This window comes from Pseudomonas sp. B7(2017), from assembly GCF_002112745.1.
GTDB lineage: Bacteria > Pseudomonadota > Gammaproteobacteria > Pseudomonadales > Pseudomonadaceae > Aquipseudomonas > Aquipseudomonas ekonensis.
This window is the reverse complement of record NZ_NEIP01000004.1, coordinates 293,078-314,878: the sequence shown is the minus strand read 5'-3', so window position 1 is coordinate 314,878 and position 21,801 is coordinate 293,078. Positions and strand designations below refer to the sequence as shown.

The 21,801-nt window shown below is 66.3% G+C and carries 28 protein-coding genes and 1 pseudogene; all 29 read left to right on the top strand.

The annotated features are described in order from the left end of the window. Positions 1–24 precede the first annotated feature (24 nt). Positions 25–546 carry a hypothetical protein gene (locus CAG29_RS10630; RefSeq protein WP_085694393.1) on the top strand — a complete coding sequence of 174 codons (522 nt, stop codon included), beginning with the start codon at positions 25–27 and terminating at the stop codon, positions 544–546. Between the two features lie 3 nt (positions 547–549). Next, positions 550–1,158: a phage baseplate assembly protein V gene (locus tag CAG29_RS10625; protein WP_085581446.1), complete on the top strand. Its 609-nt coding sequence runs from the start codon at positions 550–552 to the stop codon at positions 1,156–1,158. A 14-nt stretch (positions 1,159–1,172) separates the two neighbouring features. Then, complete coding sequence (locus CAG29_RS10620) at positions 1,173–1,505, top strand: phage baseplate protein (RefSeq protein WP_085581448.1); 333 nt, start codon at positions 1,173–1,175, stop codon at positions 1,503–1,505. Then, a complete protein-coding gene (locus CAG29_RS10615) occupies positions 1,502–2,497 on the top strand; it encodes a baseplate J/gp47 family protein (protein WP_085694391.1) in 996 nt (331 codons plus the stop codon). The genes CAG29_RS10620 and CAG29_RS10615 overlap by 4 nt, the downstream gene beginning before the upstream one ends. After that, positions 2,494–3,228: a phage tail protein I gene (locus CAG29_RS10610; RefSeq protein ID WP_085694389.1), complete on the top strand. Its 735-nt coding sequence runs from the start codon at positions 2,494–2,496 to the stop codon at positions 3,226–3,228. Before CAG29_RS10615 ends, CAG29_RS10610 begins: the two co-directional genes overlap by 4 nt. Beyond that, positions 3,225–3,758: a phage tail protein gene (locus CAG29_RS10605; protein ID WP_085694387.1), complete on the top strand. Its 534-nt coding sequence runs from the start codon at positions 3,225–3,227 to the stop codon at positions 3,756–3,758. Before CAG29_RS10610 ends, CAG29_RS10605 begins: the two co-directional genes overlap by 4 nt. Positions 3,759–3,807: 49 nt before the next feature. After that, the gene (locus CAG29_RS10600; protein WP_085694385.1) at positions 3,808–4,428 is read left to right on the top strand and encodes a hypothetical protein; all 621 of its coding nucleotides are present in this window, start codon (positions 3,808–3,810) and stop codon (positions 4,426–4,428) included. Positions 4,429–4,437: 9 nt separating this feature from the next. Next, positions 4,438–4,695: a tail fiber assembly protein gene (locus CAG29_RS10595; RefSeq protein WP_256576786.1), complete on the top strand. Its 258-nt coding sequence runs from the start codon at positions 4,438–4,440 to the stop codon at positions 4,693–4,695. An 82-nt stretch (positions 4,696–4,777) separates the two neighbouring features. Beyond that, on the top strand, positions 4,778–4,963 hold the full coding sequence (locus tag CAG29_RS10590) for a hypothetical protein (RefSeq protein WP_085581459.1): 186 nt from the start codon (positions 4,778–4,780) through the stop codon (positions 4,961–4,963). Between the two features lie 2 nt (positions 4,964–4,965). After that, on the top strand, positions 4,966–6,132 hold the full coding sequence (locus tag CAG29_RS10585; RefSeq protein ID WP_085581461.1) for a phage tail protein: 1,167 nt from the start codon (positions 4,966–4,968) through the stop codon (positions 6,130–6,132). Next, a complete protein-coding gene (locus CAG29_RS10580; protein ID WP_085581463.1) occupies positions 6,132–6,638 on the top strand; it encodes a phage major tail tube protein in 507 nt (168 codons plus the stop codon). Before CAG29_RS10585 ends, CAG29_RS10580 begins: the two co-directional genes overlap by 1 nt. A 150-nt stretch (positions 6,639–6,788) precedes the next feature. After that, positions 6,789–7,370, top strand: a complete 582-nt coding sequence (locus CAG29_RS10575; RefSeq protein WP_085632088.1) for a phage tail assembly protein — start codon at positions 6,789–6,791, stop codon at positions 7,368–7,370. A gap of 128 nt (positions 7,371–7,498) precedes the next feature. Further along, entirely contained in the window at positions 7,499–9,721 is a 2,223-nt protein-coding gene (locus CAG29_RS10570; RefSeq protein WP_085694383.1) for a phage tail tape measure protein, read from the top strand. Beyond that, entirely contained in the window at positions 9,718–10,101 is a 384-nt protein-coding gene (locus tag CAG29_RS10565; protein WP_085694381.1) for a phage tail protein, read from the top strand. Before CAG29_RS10570 ends, CAG29_RS10565 begins: the two co-directional genes overlap by 4 nt. Then, complete coding sequence (locus tag CAG29_RS10560; protein WP_085581471.1) at positions 10,094–10,306, top strand: tail protein X; 213 nt, start codon at positions 10,094–10,096, stop codon at positions 10,304–10,306. The genes CAG29_RS10565 and CAG29_RS10560 overlap by 8 nt, the downstream gene beginning before the upstream one ends. A 9-nt stretch (positions 10,307–10,315) precedes the next feature. Next, positions 10,316–11,344, top strand: a complete 1,029-nt coding sequence (locus CAG29_RS10555; protein ID WP_085694379.1) for a phage tail protein — start codon at positions 10,316–10,318, stop codon at positions 11,342–11,344. Between the two features lie 64 nt (positions 11,345–11,408). Further along, on the top strand, positions 11,409–11,981 hold the full coding sequence (locus CAG29_RS10550; protein WP_085632096.1) for a hypothetical protein: 573 nt from the start codon (positions 11,409–11,411) through the stop codon (positions 11,979–11,981). Continuing rightward, positions 11,978–12,160 carry a DUF2635 domain-containing protein gene (locus tag CAG29_RS10545; RefSeq protein WP_085581478.1) on the top strand — a complete coding sequence of 61 codons (183 nt, stop codon included), beginning with the start codon at positions 11,978–11,980 and terminating at the stop codon, positions 12,158–12,160. Before CAG29_RS10550 ends, CAG29_RS10545 begins: the two co-directional genes overlap by 4 nt. Further along, complete coding sequence (locus CAG29_RS10540; protein WP_085694378.1) at positions 12,160–13,659, top strand: phage tail sheath subtilisin-like domain-containing protein; 1,500 nt, start codon at positions 12,160–12,162, stop codon at positions 13,657–13,659. Before CAG29_RS10545 ends, CAG29_RS10540 begins: the two co-directional genes overlap by 1 nt. A 66-nt stretch (positions 13,660–13,725) precedes the next feature. Further along, positions 13,726–14,073: a phage tail tube protein gene (locus CAG29_RS10535; protein WP_085581482.1), complete on the top strand. Its 348-nt coding sequence runs from the start codon at positions 13,726–13,728 to the stop codon at positions 14,071–14,073. Continuing rightward, on the top strand, positions 14,070–14,366 hold the full coding sequence (locus tag CAG29_RS10530; protein WP_003222226.1) for a phage tail assembly protein: 297 nt from the start codon (positions 14,070–14,072) through the stop codon (positions 14,364–14,366). The genes CAG29_RS10535 and CAG29_RS10530 overlap by 4 nt, the downstream gene beginning before the upstream one ends. A gap of 130 nt (positions 14,367–14,496) precedes the next feature. Then, positions 14,497–16,269 carry a phage tail protein gene (locus CAG29_RS10525; RefSeq protein ID WP_085694376.1) on the top strand — a complete coding sequence of 591 codons (1,773 nt, stop codon included), beginning with the start codon at positions 14,497–14,499 and terminating at the stop codon, positions 16,267–16,269. After that, positions 16,256–17,491: a DNA circularization protein gene (locus CAG29_RS10520; RefSeq protein WP_085694374.1), complete on the top strand. Its 1,236-nt coding sequence runs from the start codon at positions 16,256–16,258 to the stop codon at positions 17,489–17,491. Before CAG29_RS10525 ends, CAG29_RS10520 begins: the two co-directional genes overlap by 14 nt. A 3-nt stretch (positions 17,492–17,494) precedes the next feature. Next, positions 17,495–18,538 carry a phage baseplate assembly protein gene (locus CAG29_RS10515; protein ID WP_085581488.1) on the top strand — a complete coding sequence of 348 codons (1,044 nt, stop codon included), beginning with the start codon at positions 17,495–17,497 and terminating at the stop codon, positions 18,536–18,538. A gap of 209 nt (positions 18,539–18,747) precedes the next feature. Beyond that, positions 18,748–19,257, top strand: coding sequence for a phage baseplate assembly protein V (locus CAG29_RS10510; RefSeq protein WP_085581490.1), 510 nt, complete (start codon positions 18,748–18,750; stop codon positions 19,255–19,257). Further along, positions 19,257–19,655, top strand: coding sequence for a phage GP46 family protein (locus tag CAG29_RS10505; RefSeq protein WP_085637379.1), 399 nt, complete (start codon positions 19,257–19,259; stop codon positions 19,653–19,655). The genes CAG29_RS10510 and CAG29_RS10505 overlap by 1 nt, the downstream gene beginning before the upstream one ends. Further along, positions 19,645–20,685, top strand: coding sequence for a baseplate J/gp47 family protein (locus CAG29_RS10500; protein WP_085581494.1), 1,041 nt, complete (start codon positions 19,645–19,647; stop codon positions 20,683–20,685). The genes CAG29_RS10505 and CAG29_RS10500 overlap by 11 nt, the downstream gene beginning before the upstream one ends. Beyond that, positions 20,676–21,275, top strand: a complete 600-nt coding sequence (locus CAG29_RS10495) for a YmfQ family protein (protein ID WP_085581496.1) — start codon at positions 20,676–20,678, stop codon at positions 21,273–21,275. The genes CAG29_RS10500 and CAG29_RS10495 overlap by 10 nt, the downstream gene beginning before the upstream one ends. A gap of 14 nt (positions 21,276–21,289) precedes the next feature. Then, positions 21,290–21,488: pseudogene (locus CAG29_RS28755) on the top strand (hypothetical protein); the annotation flags it as partial. Positions 21,489–21,801 lie beyond the last annotated feature (313 nt).

Here is a 21,801-nt window from a genome sequence, read left to right as displayed (position 1 = left end):
GGACATTCGAAAAGGAGGTCATGCATGCCTGCACCGATCCATCAGCCTTCGCAGCTGTTCACGGCGATGGCGACAACCTTGCGCAACGCCGCCGGCCTCGATGTGCAGGTCGGCGCCCACCCTGAATTCACCGCCCCGGGCGACAAGGCCTGGGTGCTGATCGACATCGAACGCAACGGCCCGGGCGAGCGGGCGGCCGACGGGCGCATCGCCCATGTGCTGACGCTGTCGCTGCAGGTCGTCCCGGCGCTTGCCGCCAGTGCGTTTGCCGCTTGCGACTTGATCGCCGCACTGAAGAACCTGGCCACCGACAACCGCTGGGGCTTGCCCGGCGACCAATGCGACCGGCCGTTGAACCTCGACGGCGTGCCGTCGCTGCTGGTGCGGGACGGGCAGTCCCACAAGGCCTGGACGCTATCGTTCATCCAGACCCTCTACCTCGGCCCGACCTTGCTCGACGACCCGCTCGGCACCCCGAAATTCGCCCGCACCTGGGAAGTCAGCGACATCGACGACCCCGACCAATACACCTCGCTGGAGGCCTGAGCCGTGTTCGATGCGCTGATACGCATGCAACTGGGGCCGATCATCGAGCGGCTGGCCGAGATGGAAGCGGAAGTCGAAGACCTGCACCGCCGCGCCGAGAGTTTCTGCCGCATCGGCGTGTGCCAGGACGTGGATGCCGCCGGCAATACCTGCCGGGTCAGTCACGGCGGATTGCTGACGCCGTCCATCAAGTTCTTCAACCCCAGCGCCGGGGCGCAGAGCGAATCGCGGATCCCCACGCCGGGCGAGCAGTGCCTGCTGCTGAACTACGGCAGCGGCGAAAGCGGCGCGCAGAGCGTGGCGCTGTTCGGCTTGAACAGCGACCGGTTTCCGCCGGCCTCCACGGTGCCGACGCTGACCCGTCGGGTACACGGGGACGGCAGCGAAAGCGGCTATGACGACGCCACCCACACCCTGCATTGGCAGAACGGCCCGGCCGCGTTCAAAGGCTCCCGCGAATCGCTGGAGCTGAGCATCGGCCCGGCGCGCCTGGCGATGACCGCGCAGGCGATCAACCTGCAACTGGGCGGCGCCGGCCTGACGATCGATGCGGCGGGCGTGCACTTCAGCGGCCCGCTGGTGGATCACCAGGGCCGCGTCATCAGCCCCTGACCCGAGAGCCTTCCATGATCGGAATCGATAGAGACACCGGGGCCACGGTCGACGACTGGCTGCAGTTCGTGCAGCGCGCGACCCGGGCCCTGACCACGCCGCTGGGCACCCGGCAGAAACGGCCCTTGTACGGCTCCCTGATCCCCACCTTGCTGGGCCGCAACCTGGGCGACGACGTCCTGCTCCTGGCCCAGAGCCATGCGGCCCAGGCGTTCTACAACCCGCAGAACGGCATCGGCGACTTCCAGCCGCAGGTGATCGTCGCCACACGGCAGGGCGCCGGGCTGCTGCTGCGTTTCGCCGGCACCTGGAAAAACCGCCAACAGACTTTCGAGGTCGTGACATGAGCATGCTGATCCCCGGCCAGAACCAGTTGGCTGAACCTGCGCTGATCGCCATCGACGCGTTCGAGGACTTGCTCGCCGAGTTCAAGGCCTTCGTCGTCGACTACGTCGGCACCCGCGCCCCGCAGAGCGCCGAGAAGCTCAAGGCCAGCCTGGAGAACGAAAGCGAACTTTTGACCCTGGCCCTCGAAGCGTTCTGCGTACGCTTGCAGACCCATGAGCGCAAGTACAACGCCCGCATCAAGCAGATGCTGGCGTGGTGGGCCACCGGCAGCAACCTGGACGCGCGGCTGGCCGACATGGGCCTGGAGCGGCAGTTGCTCGATCCGGGCGATCCGGCCGCTTTCCCGCCGGTGCCGCCGGTGTACGAAAGCGACGACGACGCCCGCCTGCGCTACTACCTGGCGCCCCATGCGCCGGCGGCGGGGTCGCGGATGCAGTACCGCCGCGAGGTCTTCACCCTCGGCGAACGGCCGACGGTGAAGGTGGCATCCACCGACGCCGGCGTGGTGAACGTCACCTACACCTTCGACCCGGACGGCCTCGCCGCCCAGGTCAAGGACGGCAACGGCCGGCGCACCGCGCCCGGCGAAGTGCAGGTCACCGTGCTGGCGCGGGAGGGCGACGGCACGCCGTCCGCCGCGTTGCTCGACGGGGTGCGCAAGCACTTCGCCCGGCCTGATGTCTGCCCGGAGACCGACAAGGTCACCGTGCGCGGCGCCGACATCCAGCGCTACAAGATCCGCGTGGTGGCCAAGATCAACTCAGGCCCCGATTCGGGCCTGACCCAGGTCGCCGCCGAGCAGCACCTGCAAGCCTACGCCGACAGTTGCCACCGCCTGGAAGGGCGGGTCGACCCGAGCTGGATCGACTACACGCTGCACAGCGCCGGCGCCGTGCAGCTGCAGATCCTCGAACCGCTGGCGCCCATCGTCGCCACCGCGTTCCAGGCACCGTACTGCACGGCGGTCGAGGTCGAGGTGCAGACGCTATGAGCGATCAAACGCAACGGCCGACGCTGCTGCCGGCCAACAGCTCGCCGCTTGAGCGCGCGCTGGACCTGGGCTTCGGCGCCTTGCTCGACCGCATCGCGCCGCCGTTCCCCGAGCTGATGGACCCCAAGCAGACGCCATTGGCGTTTCTGCCGTACCTGGCGGCGGACCGCGGGGTCAGCGAGTGGAGCGTCCAGGCCAGCGAAGCCGAGAAGCGCCTGACGATCTCTTTGTCCTGGCAGATACAGCGTCAGGCAGGAACCGGTCAGGCCCTGAACCATGCCGTGGAGTCATTGGGTTTCACGCCCAATGTGACGGCCTGGCATCAGCAGCGGCCGGTGGGTGTGCCTTACACCTTCGACGTGCAGGCCATCGTCGGCAGGGATTGGTCGAGCGGTGACCACAATCGCCTGATCCAGCGGATCAACGCGGCCAAAAGCGAGCGTGACGGGGCAACCATCACCGTTGTCCATGCCACCGCAGGAGGTCTGCGGACAGCGGCGGGGGCCGATCCCGGCCTTAGCGTCAGCGAAGACAGTCGGCCCGCCATGTTGCCGCAGGTGCCGCTGGCCACCTTCCTGGTCTCCAGCGGGGCGGCGTGGGCGCCTTTGTCCGACGCGGAACTGCGTCTTTGCGCGACGTTGCCGACACTGGCGCTGGGCGCCAGCTTAGCCGGCGCCGGGGCGACCCGGCGCTACACCATCAATGATTACGACCTCAAGGCGCAGCCATGACAGACAACCTAACGCGCCTGGTTCACTTCACATCGGCTGGACTGAATGAAGTGTTGCAGGCGAAGAACCAAGGCCTGAAGGGCCAAATCACCCACATCGGCGCCGGTACCGGCCGTTATGACCCGACAGGCTCGGAAACGGCGCTTCGTGACGAGCGCCAACGGGTGGAAATTGTCGATTACGAGGATCTGGGGACCGGGCAGCTCAGAATGGGGGCACTGTTCAGCGGCCCGGAGGAGTACGAGATCGGAGAGTTCGGTTTCTATCTCGCCAGCGGCACGCTCCTGGCGGTCTATTCCGTCGCGGGCAAGCTGCTGACCTACAAGGCGGGAGCCGCCCGCGTACTGCAGAAATTCACGCTCGACATTTCTCCGTTGCCGGCCAACAGCGTGACCGTAGTGGTCGGAGCCGAGAACCTCAACATCCTGCTCAGCGAGGAGTTCACGGCTCTGGCGTGCGCTGACATCGACAACATGGCGCGCCATGTCAACTTGATGTTCCGCGTGATGGCGCTTGAGTCCGGCAAGTGATTGTGCGGATGCGCAGTCAGTACATTTTGAAAACACAGGGATTTGAATCGTGAGTCTAGAAACCACTGTTGCAGCGTTGGTCACAGCGGCCAACAACTTGACCACTGTGGTCAACGGGAAGATCGGCAGCATCAACAGCACCATGGCCGACGCATTGAACCAGTTCAATGAGTGGCGCAACCAGAAGGATGTGGAAGGGGATCCGGCGGCATTGGGCACCATCCGCCGGAATGTCCTGCAAGGGTTCGTCTCCGGCACCGGCGGACTGCAGGGCGTCGGCGCCGTAGGCAGTTTCGTCTCGACGGATCTGGGCACCACCGCCAACGTCTACATGCATTTCAAGACGCCGTTGAACATCAACGTCAACTCGGAAATGTTCTGGTTCAACATCAAGGGCTACAGCTACGGAACCGCCAAGATCATCGAGGAGACGCTGGTCGGCTACTGCTACCAACCGACCCGCACCCTCCAGAACGTTTCGACGTTCGGCAACATGACGCCTTCGGTCTATGTCGACACGAACGGCAACATCGTCATGCGGATCCTGCTTCCCAGCATCTACTACACCACGGTCCGCATCGACACCATGCGGGTAGGTAACGGACGGCTGTTCAATCTGGGCGACCTGAAGCCCAAGCTGTCTTTGGCCGAAACCGTAGTCTTCAGTTAAGGAACCGACATGTCTGACGCATCTGTAAGCAACAATTCCGAGGTGGGCCTGGCGGCCCCCATGCCCGAAATCGAGTGGGCGGCCATTCGCACCCGACGGGATCAACTTCTGCAGGCAACCGATTTCACCCAGTTGCCGGACTATCCGATCAGTGCCGACCAATTGGCGCAAGTGACGGCTTACCGCAAGGCCCTGCGGGACATTCCGCAAGCCATAGAGCAACCTTCGCAGGTGCTCTGGCCCGAAAAGCCGTCCTTCATCAGTTGAGTCCCGACCGCGAAAGCGGTTTTTTTTCGCCTGCCTCAAGCCCCTCCCCGCAGGGGCTTTCCCGTTTATGGAGAAACGAAAAATGGCAACCCGCCAAACCTACACCGTGCTCGTCCCGTTCCCCACCGGGGGCGGTCACTGGTCGAGCGTCGGCCAAGAGCTCGACCTGCTCGACGTCGAGGCCAGCGCGCTGCACACCGCCGGCCGGCTTGAGCTGAAAACCCCAACCACCCAGGCCAAAAAGGCCGCTGCCAAGAAGGCTGACTGAACATGGCTGAAGTCCTGAACTTCGAGCACAACGGCATCACCGTCAATGCCACCGAATCCCCCGAGGCCATGGGCGGCCTGGGCGACAACGTCATCGGCCTGGTCGGCACCGCGCCGAAGGCCGATCCGCTGATTCCGCGCAACGCGCCGTTTCGCATCAACAGCTTCACCACCCACGCGCTGCTGGACCCGACCGGCGCCGAAGAGGGCACCCTGTACCACGCGGTCTACCAGATCCTCAAAGTGGTCAAGGTGCCGGTGTACGTGGTGATCGTCGAGGCGGGCGCGACCCCGGCCGACACCGTCAACAACGTCATCGGCGGCATCGAGCCGGCCACCGGCCGCAAGCTGGGCCTGGCGGCGCTGGGCAGCGTGCCGGAAGACCTGACCATCATCGGCGCGCCGGGCTTCACCGGCACCAAGGCGGTGGCCGGCGAGTTCGCTTCGTTCGGCAAGCGCATCAAGGCCCGTGTGGTGCTGGACGGCAAGGACGCCTCGGTGGCGGACCAAGTGCTGTACAGCCAGGAGCTGGGCGGCGCGGACCTGGGTTTCGACCGTTGTCTGGTGGTGCACAACATGCCGGCGGTGTACTCGAAAGCGGCGAAGAAGAACGTCTTCCTGGCGCCGTCCAGCCTGGCGATCGCCGCGCTGGCCAAGGTCAAGCAGTGGGAAAGCCCGGGCAACCAGGTGACCTACGCCGAGGACGTGTCCCGCGTCGTGGAATACAACATCCTCGACACCTCCACCGAAGGCGACCTGCTCAACCGCTACGGCGTGAGCTACTACGCCCGCACCATCCTCGGCGGCTTCTCGCTTTTGGGTAACCGCTCGATCACCGGCAAGTTCATCAGCTACGTGGGCCTGGAAGACGCCATCAGCCGCAAGCTGGTGAAGGCCGGCCAGAAGGCCATGGCCAAGAACCTGACCAAGTCCTTCATGGACCAGGAGGTCAAGCGCATCAACGACTGGCTGCAGACCCTGGTCGCCGACGAAACCATCCCCGGCGGCAGCGTGTACCTGCACCCGGAACTCAACAGCGTCGAGAAGTACAAGAACGGCACCTGGTACGTGGTCATCGACTACGGCCGCTACGCGCCGAACGAACACATGGTTTACCAACTCAACGCCCGCGATGAAATCATCGAGCAGTTCCTGGAGGACGTTCTCTAATGTTTACCAACCGCAACCGCCAGGCCATCGCGGCCACCCTGCAAGGCCTGCCGCTGTCGGCGACCGTGGAAGAGTTCACGGCGCCGAAGATCGAGTTCGACATGGAAAACATGACGGGCGGCCGCTTCATCGTCGAGGAAATGGCCAAGAGCGCCAAGGCCCTGGGCGCCAAGCTGATCCTCCAGGGCGCAGGCCCCGAAGTCATGCTGGCCCTGGGCGTGAAGCTGGGCGACGACATCCTGCTGAACGTGCGCGAGGCCGGCCAGGACCAGGACGGCAACACCTGGTTCACCTACCACACCGTCGGCGGCAAGCTGAAATCCCTTGAGGAAGGCACCGTGAAAATGGGCGAGAAGCCCAAGACCACCCTGGAGCTGTCCTGCCGCACCTACAACCGCCTGGAAAACGGCGTGCCGGTGATCGACATCGACGTGCGCACCCAGAAGTTCGTGCTCAACGGCGTGGACATCCTCGGCGACGCCCGCCGCGCGGTGCTGATGCCGTAAGCCGATCCCCGCAGCCAACCGATCCCCTGTGGGAGCCAGCCTGCTGGCGATGAGGCCTGACGCCATCGCAGGCAGGCCCGCTCCCGCAGCGGGGCCGGGTTGGCGGGCATCAAGCAACACCCCTCTCAAGAATCACCAAGGAATTCATTCATGTCGTGGATGCCACCCCAGCATGACCTGCTGTCGCCGATCACCGGCGACGACGGGGCCGAGATCGCGCAGATCCAGCTCAAGCCGTTGTTCTACGCCGCGCAGAAAGAAGCGCTGGAGCGCGCCGGCGACGACGAGGACGATCAGTTCTTCGAGCTGGCGCTGCTGGCCACCGGGCTGTCGGTCAAGGAACTCGACCAGCTCAAGCGCCCGGACTACGTGAGCATCGCCCAGTACGTGCACGAGATGTCCACCCAACCGGCGTCGCACTTTCTCGCCCAGGCCGAAGACGCCAGGCGTTCGGACGACCCGGACGAAGTGCAGCTGCTGCAGCCGCTCGCCGTGACCGGCCGCACCGTGACCTCGCTGAGCCTGGAAATGCCCGCGCTGCGCGCCACCAAAGTGATGAAGAAACTGAAGACGGCCAAGGAACGCGCCGAATTCATCACCGCCCATTGCACCGGCCTGATGATCCCCGATCTGGCCCACCTGAGCGTCCCGGACTGGACGCAGCTGCAGGTGCGCATCGACGATTTTTTAAACCAGCCGGCGGCCTACTTTCGGAGCGCGACATCGAAGTGATCCTCGATGTCGTGCCGCTCATTTACCCGGTAAGTGAGGCGGAGATTCTGGAATGGGACGCCGAAAAGGCGTTGCGCCGCTACGACATAGCGATCACTCGCCTTGGCGTGAAACAGGAGTAGGGCGGCATGGCAGAAAACAGATATGCGCTCACCTACGCCGGTGAGGGCGGCAACAGCGCAGGCGCACTGGTGATGCCCGAGGGTTTGGGCAAGCCGCTGCAGGACTTGAACCTGACGCTGGCCCTGGCGAGCGTGGACATCCGCTTGCTGACCCAGGAGCAGATCAAGCTGCGCGAGCAGCTGGTCAGCCAGCAATCACTGTTCAAGGCGGGGGCCGCAGCCCCGGCGGCGGCTCCTGAGCCGAAGTCGAAGCTCAAGGCCGAGATCGAACAGCGTCCGCCGCCCAAAGGCCTTCAGTCGGCCATGGCCAACGAGACGGCGCTGGTCGAGCTGAACCAGGTGCTGCACCTGAGCAAGGAATCGCTTCAGGCCCTCTCGGAAAAGAACCTGGAAACCGCCAGCGACAAACGGATCGCCCCCAGCGGCGCCACGGGGGCGGACTTGCTGCAGGTGCAGCTGGCCGCCCTCAGAACCGGCATCAGCGACGGCTTGAAGGGCGAGCAGAAGCGGGACGCGTTGCAGACGTTCTCCGGCGATGCCGCCCTCAATGCGTCGGCGTTCAAGATCGACGTCAAGGCGGCCGGCGAGATGCTGGCCGGCTGGCGCACGACGCTGAAGCTCGACCGGTTGCAGAGCCAGGACCTGGCCGACGCGACCAGCCATCTGGGCAACAGCGGCCTGAACGTCAAGGCCGCCGACATCGGCGCTGTCGTTCAGAGTGCCGGCGAGAGCGCGAAAGCGACGGGCATGACGCCCGAGCAAGTGGCCGCATTGGCGGCCGCGTTCCTCAACAGCGGCGCCGGCAAGGCCGACGCCGGGGCGGCGCTGAAGAGCTTCACGGCGACCTTGGGCAAGGGCGAAACCGCGTCCTCGGCGCAACGCGAAGCCTGGGCGCAGATGGGCCTGAACCCTGAGTCGCTGGCCCGCGGCATGAGCGGCGATGCGCCGCAGACGATCAAGCTGGTGCTTGAAGAACTCAGGAAACAGCCTGAAGAGAAACAGGCTGCGCTGACCAAGACGCTGTTCGGCAACAACGATGCGGTGCTCGAACTGCTGAAGAAGCCGGAGGATGTCAGCACTGCCTTCAGGCTGGTGGCCGACAAATCTCAGTACGCGACCTCCAAACGCGGCGAGGGCGCAGGATCGGCGGCCGCGACCGCCGAGGCCTACGGCAATACCTCCCAGGGGCGCTGGAATGCACTGGACGCGAGCCTCAACAGGCTGTCCACGTCCGTCGGCACGGCGCTGGCGCCGGTGACCGATGGCATTGCCGTAGGGCTCACGGCGCTGGTCAACGGGCTGAGCGCAGCAGCCGAGACGTTCCCGTTCGTCACGGCAGCGCTGACGTTGCTGGGGGTGGCCGCCACGCCGTTCGTGGCCGGCGCGCTGAAGACCGGCGTGTCCTCGGTGCTCGATGCGGTCTCCGCGAGGCTGCTGCGCCTGGCGGCGGCGCGTTTGCCGTCCGACATCGGCGACATGATCACCGGTGACGATGAGGGTGACGGCGGGCGCAAAAAGAAACGGTCCGGCCGCAAACCGGGCCAAGGCAAGGGGGCCAAGGCTCCCGCCAAGCCCGCCAAGCCCGCCCAGCCCCGGGCAGGCGCCGTGCGCCAAAGCCCGCTGGCCCGTCTGCGCAGCGCGGCGCTCAAGGTCATGCCGTCGATCAGGGGCGCCGCCGCCCGCGTCATGCCCGCGTTGCGCAGTGCCGGGGCCAAGGTCATGCCGCTGATGGCCAGGGCGGTGCCCTTCGTCAGCAAGGCCGCGACGCCGCTGATGCTTGCCGGCGCCGCCTACAAAGGCCTGAAAGGCTGGCGCGAAGGCGATGACCAAGCGGTGGGCGGAGCCGCCGGCCAATTGGCCGGGACGGCCATCGGCGCCACCATCGGCTCGTTCTTGCTGCCGGGCATCGGCACGGCCATCGGTGGCGTCATCGGCGGAACGGCAGGTGCCTGGCTGGGAGAGAAACTGGCCGCCCCGGCGGTCGACAAACTCGCGCCGCCGGCAGACGTCGCCAAGAACCTCGTCAACGCCCCGAGCCAGACCCAGCAGGTCACCTTTTCGCCGTCGATCCAGGTCACGTGCCCGGCACCGGACACGGCCGAGCAGATCCGCACGATCATCGGGCAGCAACTGAGCGGGCAGTTCCATGGCCAGTTCCTGCCGATGCTCACCCACAACCCGCTCGCCACCCGCCGTGATGCGGCCCTGACCGATGGAGTCGCCGGATGAAACAGCAAATGGCACTGGGCAGTTTCATCTTCGGCCTGTCCCGCGGCTTCGCCTACAGCACGCTGGCGCGCAAGTCCGACGGCGGCTGGAGCGAACTGCCGATCCTCACCAGCAAACCCAAGGCCCATCAGACCGGGCAGAAACCGCAAACCCTGACCGTCACCGGCAAATCGATGTATGCCGTGGCCATGGAGCGGCTCGATGAGCTGCGGGCGTTGCAGGCCCTGCGCATGCCGCTGCCGTTGATCGACGGCATCGGTCGCAACTGGGGCTTGTGGCGGATCAACAACATCCAGGAGAACCAGAGCCAGGTCATCGACGACGGCACGGCGATGGTCGTCGACTGGACCCTCGAACTGGCGGAGTTCAACAATGCGTAAGGTACGGAGCGTGGCCGGCGACTCGGTCAACCTGCTGCTCTACCGCGAGTCGGGCCGCAGCGACGATCAGGCCGAAGAGGCCCTGTGGGCGCTCAATCCGGCGCTGGCCGAGCAGGGCCCGGTCCTGCCGGCGGACGTCTGGGTGACGCTGCCCGAACTCGACACGAAACCCACCGCGATCAAACCGGTCACGGCCTGGGACTAAGGAGGCGGCATGGCACTGGGATTCACGCCGTCGGTCGAGATCTACGGGGCCAACGCGGCCCTGCTCAACCAACGCCTGATCAGTTGGGAACACATCGATGCCGCCGGGCTTGAGTCCGACCAGCTGACGCTGGTGCTCGACCTGGAAGGCCTCGCCGGATTGCCGTCCCTGGGCGGGAACATCGGCCTGCGGGTGGGCTACCTGGAATCCGGCCTGGTCGACAAGGGCCAGTTCAAGGTCACCCGCCTCATGCCGACCCTGTTTCCGCTGCGACTCACGCTGGTGGCCACGGCGGCGCCGTTCAGCGCCAAGGACGAGACCGGCTTCAAGCAGCGCCGCACGGCCAGCCACGGCCCCACCACCCTCGGCGCGCTGTTTCGCGAGCTGGTGTCGCGGCACGGCTTTTCGCCGCGGGTCGATCCCGCGTTGGCGATGATTCGGATCGCCCACGTCGACCAGTCGAACGAGACCGACATGGGCTTCATCACACGGCTGGCCGGCAAGTACAAGGTGATCGCCAAACCGGTGAACGAACTGTATGTGCTGGCGCGGCCGGGGCAGGTCAAGTCCTTGTCCGGCAAGGTGTTGCCGGACGTCCGGCTGTCGGTGACGAGCGACAACCGCCCCGGCGACCACGCGTTCATCAGCGCCGTTCTGGAAGAGACCGCCCGCACGCAGAACCAAGGCTGCAAGACCACGTTCTGGGATGCCGCCGCCTGCGTGATGCGGGAGGTCAAGACCGGCCTTGCACCGTACAAGACCCTTCGCCAGACCCTGCCCAGCGAGGAAGAGGCCAAAGCCGTGGGCGAGGGCGAAGTGCGCAAGATGCTGCGGGAGAAATACAAGGTGAAGGTCAGTTGCCCCGGCGACCCGAGGCTGTCCGCCGAGGGCCTGCTGGTGCTTGACGATACCTGGCCGGATTTCATGCGCGGGCGCTGGTCGATCGACAAGGTCACCGCCAGCGGCAAGCGCGAGGAAAGCTACCGCTGCCTCATCGAGGCAAGCGGCCTGGATCCCAAGGCCGACGCCAAAGCCTGACTTCGCATGCCCCCTGTGGGCGCGAGCCTGCAGATCCTCATCCCCCCGACTTTGGAACGCACCCATGAAGATCACCCCGATCCTCACGCAGCTGCGTGAGCAATGCCCCGGCTTGGCCAACCATGTGGCGGCCGGGGGCGACCTGAACGATCCGAACCTGCCGCTGCCGTCGGCCTGGGTCACGCCGCAAGCCGACCTGGCCGGCGCCAGCACCGCGCAGAACGCCGCACGGCAACCGGTGCGCGACCGCTTCGACGTCGTCCTCGTGCTGGACGCCACGGACGCCGCAAAAGCGCTGGACCGGCTGCACGAACTGCGCGCCGAACTGTGGCGCGCGCTGGTGGGCTTCAAGCCCGGCGGCGACTACAGCGCCATCGCCTACGACGGCGGCGAACTGGTTTCGATCAACGGCAGCCGCGTCCTGTACCGGCTGCGCTTTTTTGCCGAGTTCCAGCTCGGCCGCAATCTGGCGAGTCAGCCTGCGGAGAGTTGGCACGAACGCGAACTGGACGGCTTGTCGTCCTTCACCGGGGTCACTGTGCGGGTCGATGCGATCGACCCGGCCGACCCCAACCTCAAACGCCCGGGGCCCGACGGGCGCCTGGAAATGACTTTCTCTGGAGACGTAACCCCATGAGCAATCGCATCACCGTGCTGCCGGCCGCCGGCCGTGCCGTGCCTGACCCGGAAGCGGGCGACCTGCTGCCCCAGGAGGGCCGCGAAGTGACGGACAGCGCCTGGTGGCGCCGGCGCCTGGCCGACGGCGACATCACCATCAAAACCGCGAAAGCGGCTAAACCACAGGGAGCCAAATAATGGCGATCGGATTCAGCAACATCCCCGCGGACATTCGTGTACCGCTGTTCTATGCCGAAATGGACAATTCGGCGGCCAATAGCGCGACGTCGGCCATGCGCCGCCTGATCGTGGCCCAGGTCAACGACAGCATCGCCCCGGCCGACGTCGGCAAGCTGGTGCTGGTGTCCAGCGTGGCGCTGGCCAAGAGCATCGGCGGCCAAGGCTCGATGCTGGCCTCGATGTACGAGACTTTCCGCAAGACCGACCCGGTCGGCGAGATCTGGTGCCTGCCGCTGCACAGCACCGACGGCAGCATCGCCAAGGGCGTGCTGACCCTGACCGGCACCGCCACCCAGGCCGGCCAGCTCAACCTGTACGTCGGCGGCGTGCGTGTGCAGGCCACCGTGGTCAACGGCGCCACCGCCGCCCAGGCCGCCACGGCCCTGGTGCAGAAGATCAACGCCACGGCCGACCTGCCGGTGAGCGCGGCCGCCGCCGACAGCGTGATCACCCTGAGCGCCAAGTGGACCGGCGCCAGCGGCAACGACATCAGCCTGCAGTTCAACCGCCTGGGCAAGAGCAACGGCGAAGAGACCCCGGCCGGTCTGACCGTCGCGGTCACCACCGTCATGGGCGGCGGCACCGGCGTGCCGGACCAGGTCGCGGCGGTCGCCGCGCTGGGCGACGAGCCGTTCGAGTTCATCTGCCTGCCGTGGTCGGACCTGGCCACCCTCAACACCTGGCAAGCGGTGATGGACGACAGCACCGGCCGCTGGTCCTGGGCCAAGCAGTTGTTCGGCCACGTGTACAGCGCCAAGCGCGGCACCGTCGGCACCCTGGTGGCGGCCGGTCAGGCCCGCAACGACCAGCACATGACCATCCAGGCCCTGGAGCCGGGCGTTCCGCAGCCGGTCTGGGTGCAGGCCGCCGCGCTCGCCGCGCGCACTTCGGTGTTCATCTCCGCCGACGCCAGCCGTCCGACCCAGAGCGGCAGCCTGCCGGGCGTGGATCCGGCGCCGGCCAGCGAACGCTTCACCCTGACCGAGCGTCAGTCGCTGCTCAACTACGGCATCGCCACCGCCTACTACGAAGGCGGCTACGTGCGCATCCAGCGCTCGATCACCACCTACCAGAAGAACGCGTTCGGCCAGGCCGACAACTCCTATCTGGACAGCGAGACCATGCACCAGTCGGCGTACATCGTGCGTCGCCTGCAAAGCGTGATCACCAGCAAGTACGGCCGCCACAAGCTGGCCTCCGACGGCACCCGCTTCGGCGCCGGCCAGCCGATCGTCACCCCGGCGACCATTCGCGGCGAGCTGATCGCCCAGTACGCCAAGCTGGAACTGGAAGGCCATGTGGAGAACGCCGAGCTGTTCGCCGAGCACCTGATCGTCGAGCGCGACGTGCAGGACCCGAGCCGCGTGAACGTGCTGTTCCCGCCGGACTACATCAACGGCCTGCGCGTGTTCGCGCTGCTCAACCAATTCCGCCTGCAGTACGACGACGTCGCCTGAGCGGCCCGTTCGGTTCTGTGAATCCAGCCCACCCCGCGTGGGCTTTTTTTTGAAGGGAGTAACACCATGGGTCAACTGATTGCAGGCACCTGCTACGTGAAAGTGGACGGCGCGCAACTGACCATCAACGGCGGCTGCGAAGCCCCGCTGATGGCCGTCAAGCGCGAGACCGTCGTGCCGGGCTTCTACAAGGAAACCGACATCGCGCCATCGTTCAAGGTGACCGCGCTGCACACCGCCGACTTCCCGCTGAAGAAGCTGGTCGAAGGCACCGACATCACCGTCACCTGCGAATTCAGCAACGGCAAGGTCTACGTGCTGGCCGGCGCCTACCTGGTCGAAGAGCCGGTCTCCAAGGGCGATGACGCCACCATCGAACTGAAGTTCGAAGGCATCAAGGGGACCTGGCAATGAGCGGCGCCGTGAAGCTTCAAGTTGCGATCGAAGCTCACGGCGAGCCCCTGACCGAACTCGTCCTGCGCCGTCCGACGGTGCAGGAAGTGCGGGCGATCAAGGCGCTGCCGTACAAGATCGACAAGAGCGAAGAAGTCAGCCTCGACATGGACGTCGCGGCCAAGTACATCGCCGTGTGCGCCGGCATTCCGCCGTCGTCGGTCAACCAGTTGGACCTGGCTGACCTCAACGCGCTGAGCTGGGCCGTCGCGAGTTTTTTCATGAGTGCGGCGTCGGAGCCATCACCGACCTGATTTCGGTCGCCTATGACCTGGCCTGGTTCTGGAAGGTTGACCCCGAACAGATGATGGCCAGGCCACTGGATGTGCTTCGCGAATCGCTGGAGCACGCGCAACGGATCAATGCGATGCAGCAGGTGCAGTGATGGCAGAGACAGAAACCAAGGAAAAGGCGTCGGTGCTGCTCACGGGCATCGACGAGCTGTCGCCCAAGCTCGGTGCCTTGCGGGCGAAGGTCGACAGCTTCAAGAAAAACCTCGAGCAGACCGGCCTCGGCAAGCTGGACATCAGCGGCCTGTTCAAGGGCGGCAGCGTGATCACGCCGTTCGTGGATGGCATCAAGTCGGCGGCGGCGTTCCAGGGCAAGCTGACCGAGGTGGGCGATGCGGCGAAAACCGTCGACATGCCCGCCGCGCCGAAGGCCGCCGCGCAGAACCTCAACGTATTCAGCGCATCGATGGAGAAGGTGTCGGCCGCCGTGGATGCCACGCTGCTGCCGGCGGTGGGCACGCTGGTGGTGGCGCTGGAGCCGATGCTGACCCAGGTCGGCAGCCTGCTCAACGACAACCCGAAGCTGGTCGAAGGCCTGGCGGCGGGGGCCATCGCGTTTTCGGCGATGCAGACCGCCGTGACCGGCGCGACCCAGGTCTTCGACCTGATGAGCATGGTGCTCAAGACCAACCCGATCATGCTGATCGCCATGGGCATTGCCGTGGCGGCCGGCCTGATCGTGGCCAACTGGACACCGATCTCCGCCTTCTTCGGCGGGTTGTGGGACGGGGTGAAAAACGCCGCGGCCAACGCCATGGCGTTGCTGCGGTCGGTGCTCGACTGGCGGCCGCTCCAGGCGCTGGCGGCGTTGTGGGAACCGGTCAGCGGGTTCTTCGCGGGCGTCTGGGACAAGGTCAAGGCGGTCACCGCGCCGGTGTTCGAGTTCTTCAGGACGCTGTTCTCCTGGTCGCCGGCGGGCATGATCATCGAAAACTGGGGACCGCTGACCGGGCTGTTCTCGGCGATCTGGGAACTGCTCAAGGCCTTGAGCGTGCCGGTGACGGCGTTCCTCAAAGGGCTGTTCGACTGGACGCCGCTGGGGATGGTCATCAACCACTGGGGCGCGATCACCGGGTACTTCGCGTCGCTCTGGGCCTCGCTGCTGCCGGCGGCGCAGGCGGTGAAGGGCTTCTTCGTCACGTTGTTCGACTATTCCCCGTTGGGGCTGATCATCAACAACTGGGGCAGCATCGTCACCTTCTTCGAGCCGGTCTGGGCAGCGCTGCTGGCGTCGGCGCAACAGGTCAAGAGTTTCTTCGCGGCCCTGTTCGAATGGTCGCCGCTGGAGCAGATCGCCCAGTACTGGCAACCGGTCAGCCAAGTGTTCGCCGCGCTGTGGGATGTGGTGAAAGCGTTGGCCGCACCGGTGATGGAGTTCCTGCACACGATGTTCGAGTGGTCGCCCCTGGGGCAGATCATCAAGAACTGGGGCCCGATCACCGAGTGGTTCGGCGAGCTGTGGCAGAAGCTGCAGACCGTGATCGCTCCGATCAAGGAACTGTTCGACGGCGGTTTCGCCGGCCTGATCGCCAAGGTCACCGGCAAGGTCGAAGGGCTGACCGAAGCGCAGCGCCGCACCAACGCCGAAGGCAAGGGTGAATTGGCGCCGGCGTTCTTCGGCGGTTCGAATCCTGAAGGCGCCGCCGCGTTGCAGGGCGGTTCGCTGCCGCAGAGTTCCGGTGCCCTGATCCAGCAAAGCGCCGCCAACAACCGCACGCAACTGGAAGGCGGCCTGACGGTCCGCTTCGAAAATGCGCCGGCGGGGCTGCGCACCGATCAACCGCAAACCAATCAGCCGGGGTTGGCGCTCAGTTCGCGCATCGGCTATCGCTCGCTGTCCATGGGAGGTTCCAATGAGCTGGCGTGACCGTTTGTTGCCGGCGTCCTTTCGCGGCGTCGGCTTCTGGATCGACCAGGCGAAGACCCCGGTCGGCCGCAAGGGGCAGCTGCACGAATACCCGCAGCGCGACCTGCCGTTCTTCGAGGACCTGGGCCAGCAGGCCAAGATCCATGACGTGACGGCGCTCATCGTCGGCCCCGATTGCCTGGAGCATCGCGACAAGCTGCTCAAGGCGCTGGAGCAGGGCAGCGGTGAGCTGGTGCACCCGTGGCTGGGGCGCCTGCAGGTCAAGGTCGGCGAGTGCGACATGACCCACACCCGCCAGGACGGCGGGCTGGTGACCTTCACCCTGAAGTTCTACCCCGATGTGCCGCTGCCGTTCCCGACCGTGACCGTCAGCACCCAAAAGGTGCTGCTGGCCAAGGCCGACACGCTGCTGGGCTCGGCGGTGGCGCGCTTCGAGCAGGCCATGACCCTGATCAAGGCCGCGCGGATCGGCATCGCCAACCTGCGCAACAGCCTCACCGGGGTGTATGACGTGATCAAGGAACAGCTCAAGCCGCTGATCGATCAGTACCGGCAGATCACGGAGCTGGTGAAGGCGGTGAAGGAGTTGCCCAAGGAAGTGGCGGCGGAGTTCAAGGGGCTGCTCGGCGACATCAAGGAGCTCAAGGCTTTCGCGAAGGAGGGCTACCGTGGCGTGATCGCCGACGTGTCCCAACAGCTCGAAGCCATCCGCAAGGCCGACGCGCCGAAGCTCACCACCGGCAAGGACACCACCGCCGCGGCGCAGGCCTTGACCGACCTGGTGCAGGACACCGTACTGGTCAAGGTGGCGCAGTGGGTGGCGTCGATGCCGGTGGCGACCGCCCCGGTGAAGCTGCCGTCTACGCCGTCGCTGGAGCACCAGGCCAAACTGCCGGTCACCCGTCAGGAAGTGCCGGTGACCGACGACCTGCAAGCCTTGCGCAACGCGCTGGTCGAGGCGATCAACCCGATGCTCGACAAGGCCAGCCCCGCGCACTACCAAGCCATCAGCGACGTAAAGGATGCGCTCAAGGCGCACCTTCAGGCCGTGGCCACCTCCGGCGTGCGCCAGGTCAGCAAGTCGTTCCAGGAAAGCTTTCCGGCCGTGGTCGTGGCGTACAAGCAGTTCGCCGACGCCACCCGGGTCACCGAAGTGATCCAGCGCAACGGCATCACGCATCCCGGCTTCTCGCCCAACGATGTGAAAGTCACCGGGGAGTGAGCCATGAGCGAGATAGACAACCGCGTCACGCTGACCGTCAATGATGTGGAGTACGGCGGCTGGAAGAGCGTGGAGATCACCGCCGACCTTGAGCGGCAGTTCCGCACCTTCAAGCTCGACATCACCTGGCAGTGGCCGGGGCAGACCACCGACAGCCGGATCAAGCCCGGCGACCCGTGCGAGGTGAGGATCGGCAAGGACCTGGTGCTGACCGGGTACGTGTTCAAGGCCCCCATCCGCTACGACGGGCGGCAGATCAGCCTGTCGGTCGAAGGCAGTTCCAAGACCCAGGACCTGGTCGATTGCGCCGCGACCAACCGGCCGAGCCAATGGCAGGAACAACCGCTGCTGAGCATCGTCCAGGCCCTGGCGATGGAGTATTCGCAGACGGTGGTCAACGAGATTCCCGAGACCTCGCGGCTGGCCAAGCACACCATCGTGCCGGGCGAGACCGTGTTCCAGTCCATCGACCGTCTGCTCTCGCTGTTCCGGGTGTACTCCACCGATGACGAGCAGGGCCGGCTGGTGCTGGCCAAGCCCGGCAGCAGCGGGCGCGCCAGCGATGCGCTGGAGCTGGGCAAGAACATCCTCTCGGCCAGTGCGCCGATGGACTACAGCCAGGTGTTCTCCGAATACCGGGTGATCGGCCAGCAGAAGGGCACCGACGCCAAGAGCGGGGCGGCGGCCAGCGAAGTGGAATCGGTGGCCGCCGACCTGACCTTCAAGCGCCGGCGCACGACGGTGATCAACGAAGGCACGCAACTGACCTTCGAGCTCGCCCAGCAGCGCGCCCAGTGGGAAAGCGCCACCCGCATGGGCCGGGCGCAGTCCACCACCTATCAGGTGCAAGGCTGGCGCCAGTCCAACGGCGACCTGTGGCGGCACAACACGCTGGTGCGGGTCAAGGATCCGGTGCTCGGCTTCGACGGCGACATGCTGATCTCCAAGGTGACGTATTCGCTGTCGGCACAGGGCTCGGTCACCACCTTGCAGGTGGCGCCGCCGCACACCTTCGACGCCAACCCCACACCGCCCAAGAAAGCCTGAGCCAGCTTCGCGCCGCCCCTGCGGTGTCTGCACCGACGCCATCGCCAGCAGGCTGGCTCCCACTGTCTGGCGGCGCCGCAGACCCCCTGTGGGAGCGAGCCTGCTCGCGAAGGCGGACGGCCAGGCCAATCGATTTCGACTGACGCAACGCCTTCGCACCGCCGCTCCCACGGTGGATCGCGTCGTGGCCCAACTCTGAAGGAAACCCCATGAGCCTACTGACACGCCTGCTGGCGCGCGGCACTGTCGTGCTCGCCAGTTCGGCCTCCAAGCTGCAATCGCTGCAGATGCGCCTCACCGCAGGCGAGGTGAACGATGACCTGGAGCATTTCGAACCCTACGGTTTCACCAGCCATCCGCTGGCCGGCGCCGAGGGCGTCGTCACCTTTCTGGGCGGCGACCGTTCCCACGCCATCGCCCTGGTGGTCGCCGACCGCCGCTACCGCCTGCAATCGCTGGCGGCGGGCGAGGTGGCGATCTACACCGACGAAGGCGACAAGATTCATTTCAAGCGCGGGCGGATCATCGACATCGAGACCGCCACGCTCAACATCCGCGCCAGCAGCGCGGTGAACTTCGACACGCCGGTGATCAACCAGACCGGCAAGATCGTGTCCAAGGGCGACCAGGTCGCCGGCGCCATCAGCCAGATCAAGCACGTGCACGGCGGCGTGCAGGGCGGCAACGGCCAGACCGCCGCCCCCGCGGGAGGTGCCTGATGCTCATCGGCCAGAACCTCCACGCCGCGCTGACCCGCGCGGTGCTCATCAGCCTGTTCACCTGGCGGCGCGCCGCCGATGACGACGCCCTCGACGACGAGGAACGCTTCGGCTGGTGGGGCGACAGCTTTCCCACCGTGGCCGACGACCGCATCGGTTCGCGGCTGTGGCTGCTGCGGCGGGTCAAGCTGACCCGCCAGACCCAGATGGACGCCGAGTTCTATGCCCGCGAAGCCCTGCAATGGCTGATCGACGACGGCCACTGCAGCGCCATCGACCTCATCAGCGAACGCCTCGACGCCCAGCGCCTGAACCTGCGCACGGTCCTGACCCTGGCCGACGGCGAGCGCCTGGACATCAACCCCGATAACAGTTGGCAGGTGATCTATGCCGTTTGAAACCCCTTCGCTGCCGGTGCTGATCAAGCGCACCCAAAGCGACCTGGCCGGCGATTCGCTGCGCCAGTCCGATGCGCAAGTCCTGGCCCGCACCCTCGGCGGCGCGGCGTTCGGCCTGTACGGCTACCTTGACTGGATCGCCGAGCAGATTCTGCCCGACACCGCCGACGAATCGACCCTTGAGCGGATCGCCGCGCTGCGCCTGAACCAGCCGCGCAAGGCCGCCCAGGCCGCCACCGGCAGCGTGAGCTTCAGCGCTGCGGCCGGCGCGGTGCTGGACGTGGATACGCTGCTGCAGGCCAGCGACGGTCGCACCTACAAGGTCACCGCCGCGCGCACCACGGTCAGCGGCACCAACACCACCACCGTCGCCGCGCTCGACGCCGGCAGCCTGGGCAACGCCGATGCGGGCCTGGCGCTGACCCCGGTGCAGCCGGTCGCCGGCGTTGTCGGCAACAGTTTCGTGGTCGCGGCGCCGGGCCTGAGCGGCGGTGTGGCGCGGGAGAGCCTGGAGTCCCTGCGTTCGCGGGTGATCCGCTCCTACCGCGTGATCCCCCACGGCGGCTCGGCCCAGGACTACGAGACCTGGGCGCTGGAATGCCCCGGCGTGACGCGCGCCTGGTGCCGCGGCGGCCTGCTCGGCCCGGGCACCGTGACGGTGTTCATCATGCGTGACGACGACCCGCAACCGGTGCCCAACGACGAGCAACTGGCCGAGGTCCAGGCCCACATCGAACCGCTGCGTCCGGTCACCGCCGAGGTGCATGTGCAGCGGCCGGTGCAGGTGCCGGTCACCTACCGCCTGAGCGTCAATCCGGACACCACGGCGGTGCGGGCGGCGGTCGAGGCGCAGTTGCGCGACCTGCACAACCGCGAGGCCGACCTCGGCCAGTCGCTGCTGATCAGCCACATCCGCGAAGCCATCAGCAGCGCCGGCGGCGAGTACGACCACACGCTCACCGCGCCGGTCGCCAACGTACCGGCCGGGCAAAGCGAACTGCTCACCTTCGGAGGTTGCGTATGGGGGTGATCAGAACCGCCGCGCAATACCAGGCGCAATTGCGCGCGCTGCTGCCCGCGGGGCCCGCCTGGGATCCGGAACGGGTGCCGGAGCTGGAAGAGGTGCTGCATGGCGTCGCCGTCGAACTGGCGCGCCTCGATGCCCGCGCCGCCGACCTGCTCAACGAGATGGATCCGGCCGGCGTCAGCGAACTGGTGCCGGATTGGGAAAAGGTGATGAACCTGCCCGACCCGTGCCTGGGCGCCACGCCGCTGTTCGACGACCGCCGCCTGGCCGTGCGCCGCCGCCTGCTGGCGGTCGGCAGCCAGGCCGTCGGTTACTACCTTGAGATCGCCAAGAGCCAGGGCTACCCCAACGCCACCATCACCGAGCTCGAAGCCCCGCGCATGGGCCGCTCGCGGTTCGGCGCGGCGCACTTCGGCACCTGGGAGGCGCAGTTCATGTGGACGCTCAACACCGGCGGCCGCCTGCTGCTGGGCCGGCGCTACGGCGCGAGCTACTGGGGCGAACGCTTCGGCGTCAACCCGGGCTCGGCGCTCGAATGCCTGATCCACCGCGCGGCGCCGGCGCACACCAAGGTGCACATCAATTATGACTAGGGAGGTTTGACGGAATGGATTATCCGAAGAGTGTCCCCAGCTCCGGGCTGGTGAACGGCAAGTTTGTCGATGAGAACCCGCTGACCGGCACGCCGGGGTCGCTGATCCCGGCTCGCTGGGGCAACAGCGTCACGGACGAAATCGTCAACGCGATCGCCGCCGCCGGGCTGGTGCCGGACGAAGGCGACAGCACGCAGCTCAAGGCGGCGATCTCAGCGATCGTCGAGAAGAGCAAGAACGACGCGTTGGCGAGCAAGGACGAAGCGGAGTCAGGCACCAGCAGCGTTCGCCTGATGACGCCGCTGCGAGTGTTTCAGGCCATCGAAAAGAAACTGGCGCAGGCGACCGAGTCGGTGCTGGGCTGGGCGCGGATCGCCACCCAGGCGCAGGTCAATGCCGGCGCCGATGACGCCACCGTCGTGACGCCGAAGAAACTGCGGCTGGGGGTCACCTACAGCTTCGGGGAAAACGGCTACGTCGTGTTCCCCGCCTGGATGGGCGGTTTCACCATCCAATGGGTCTTGGT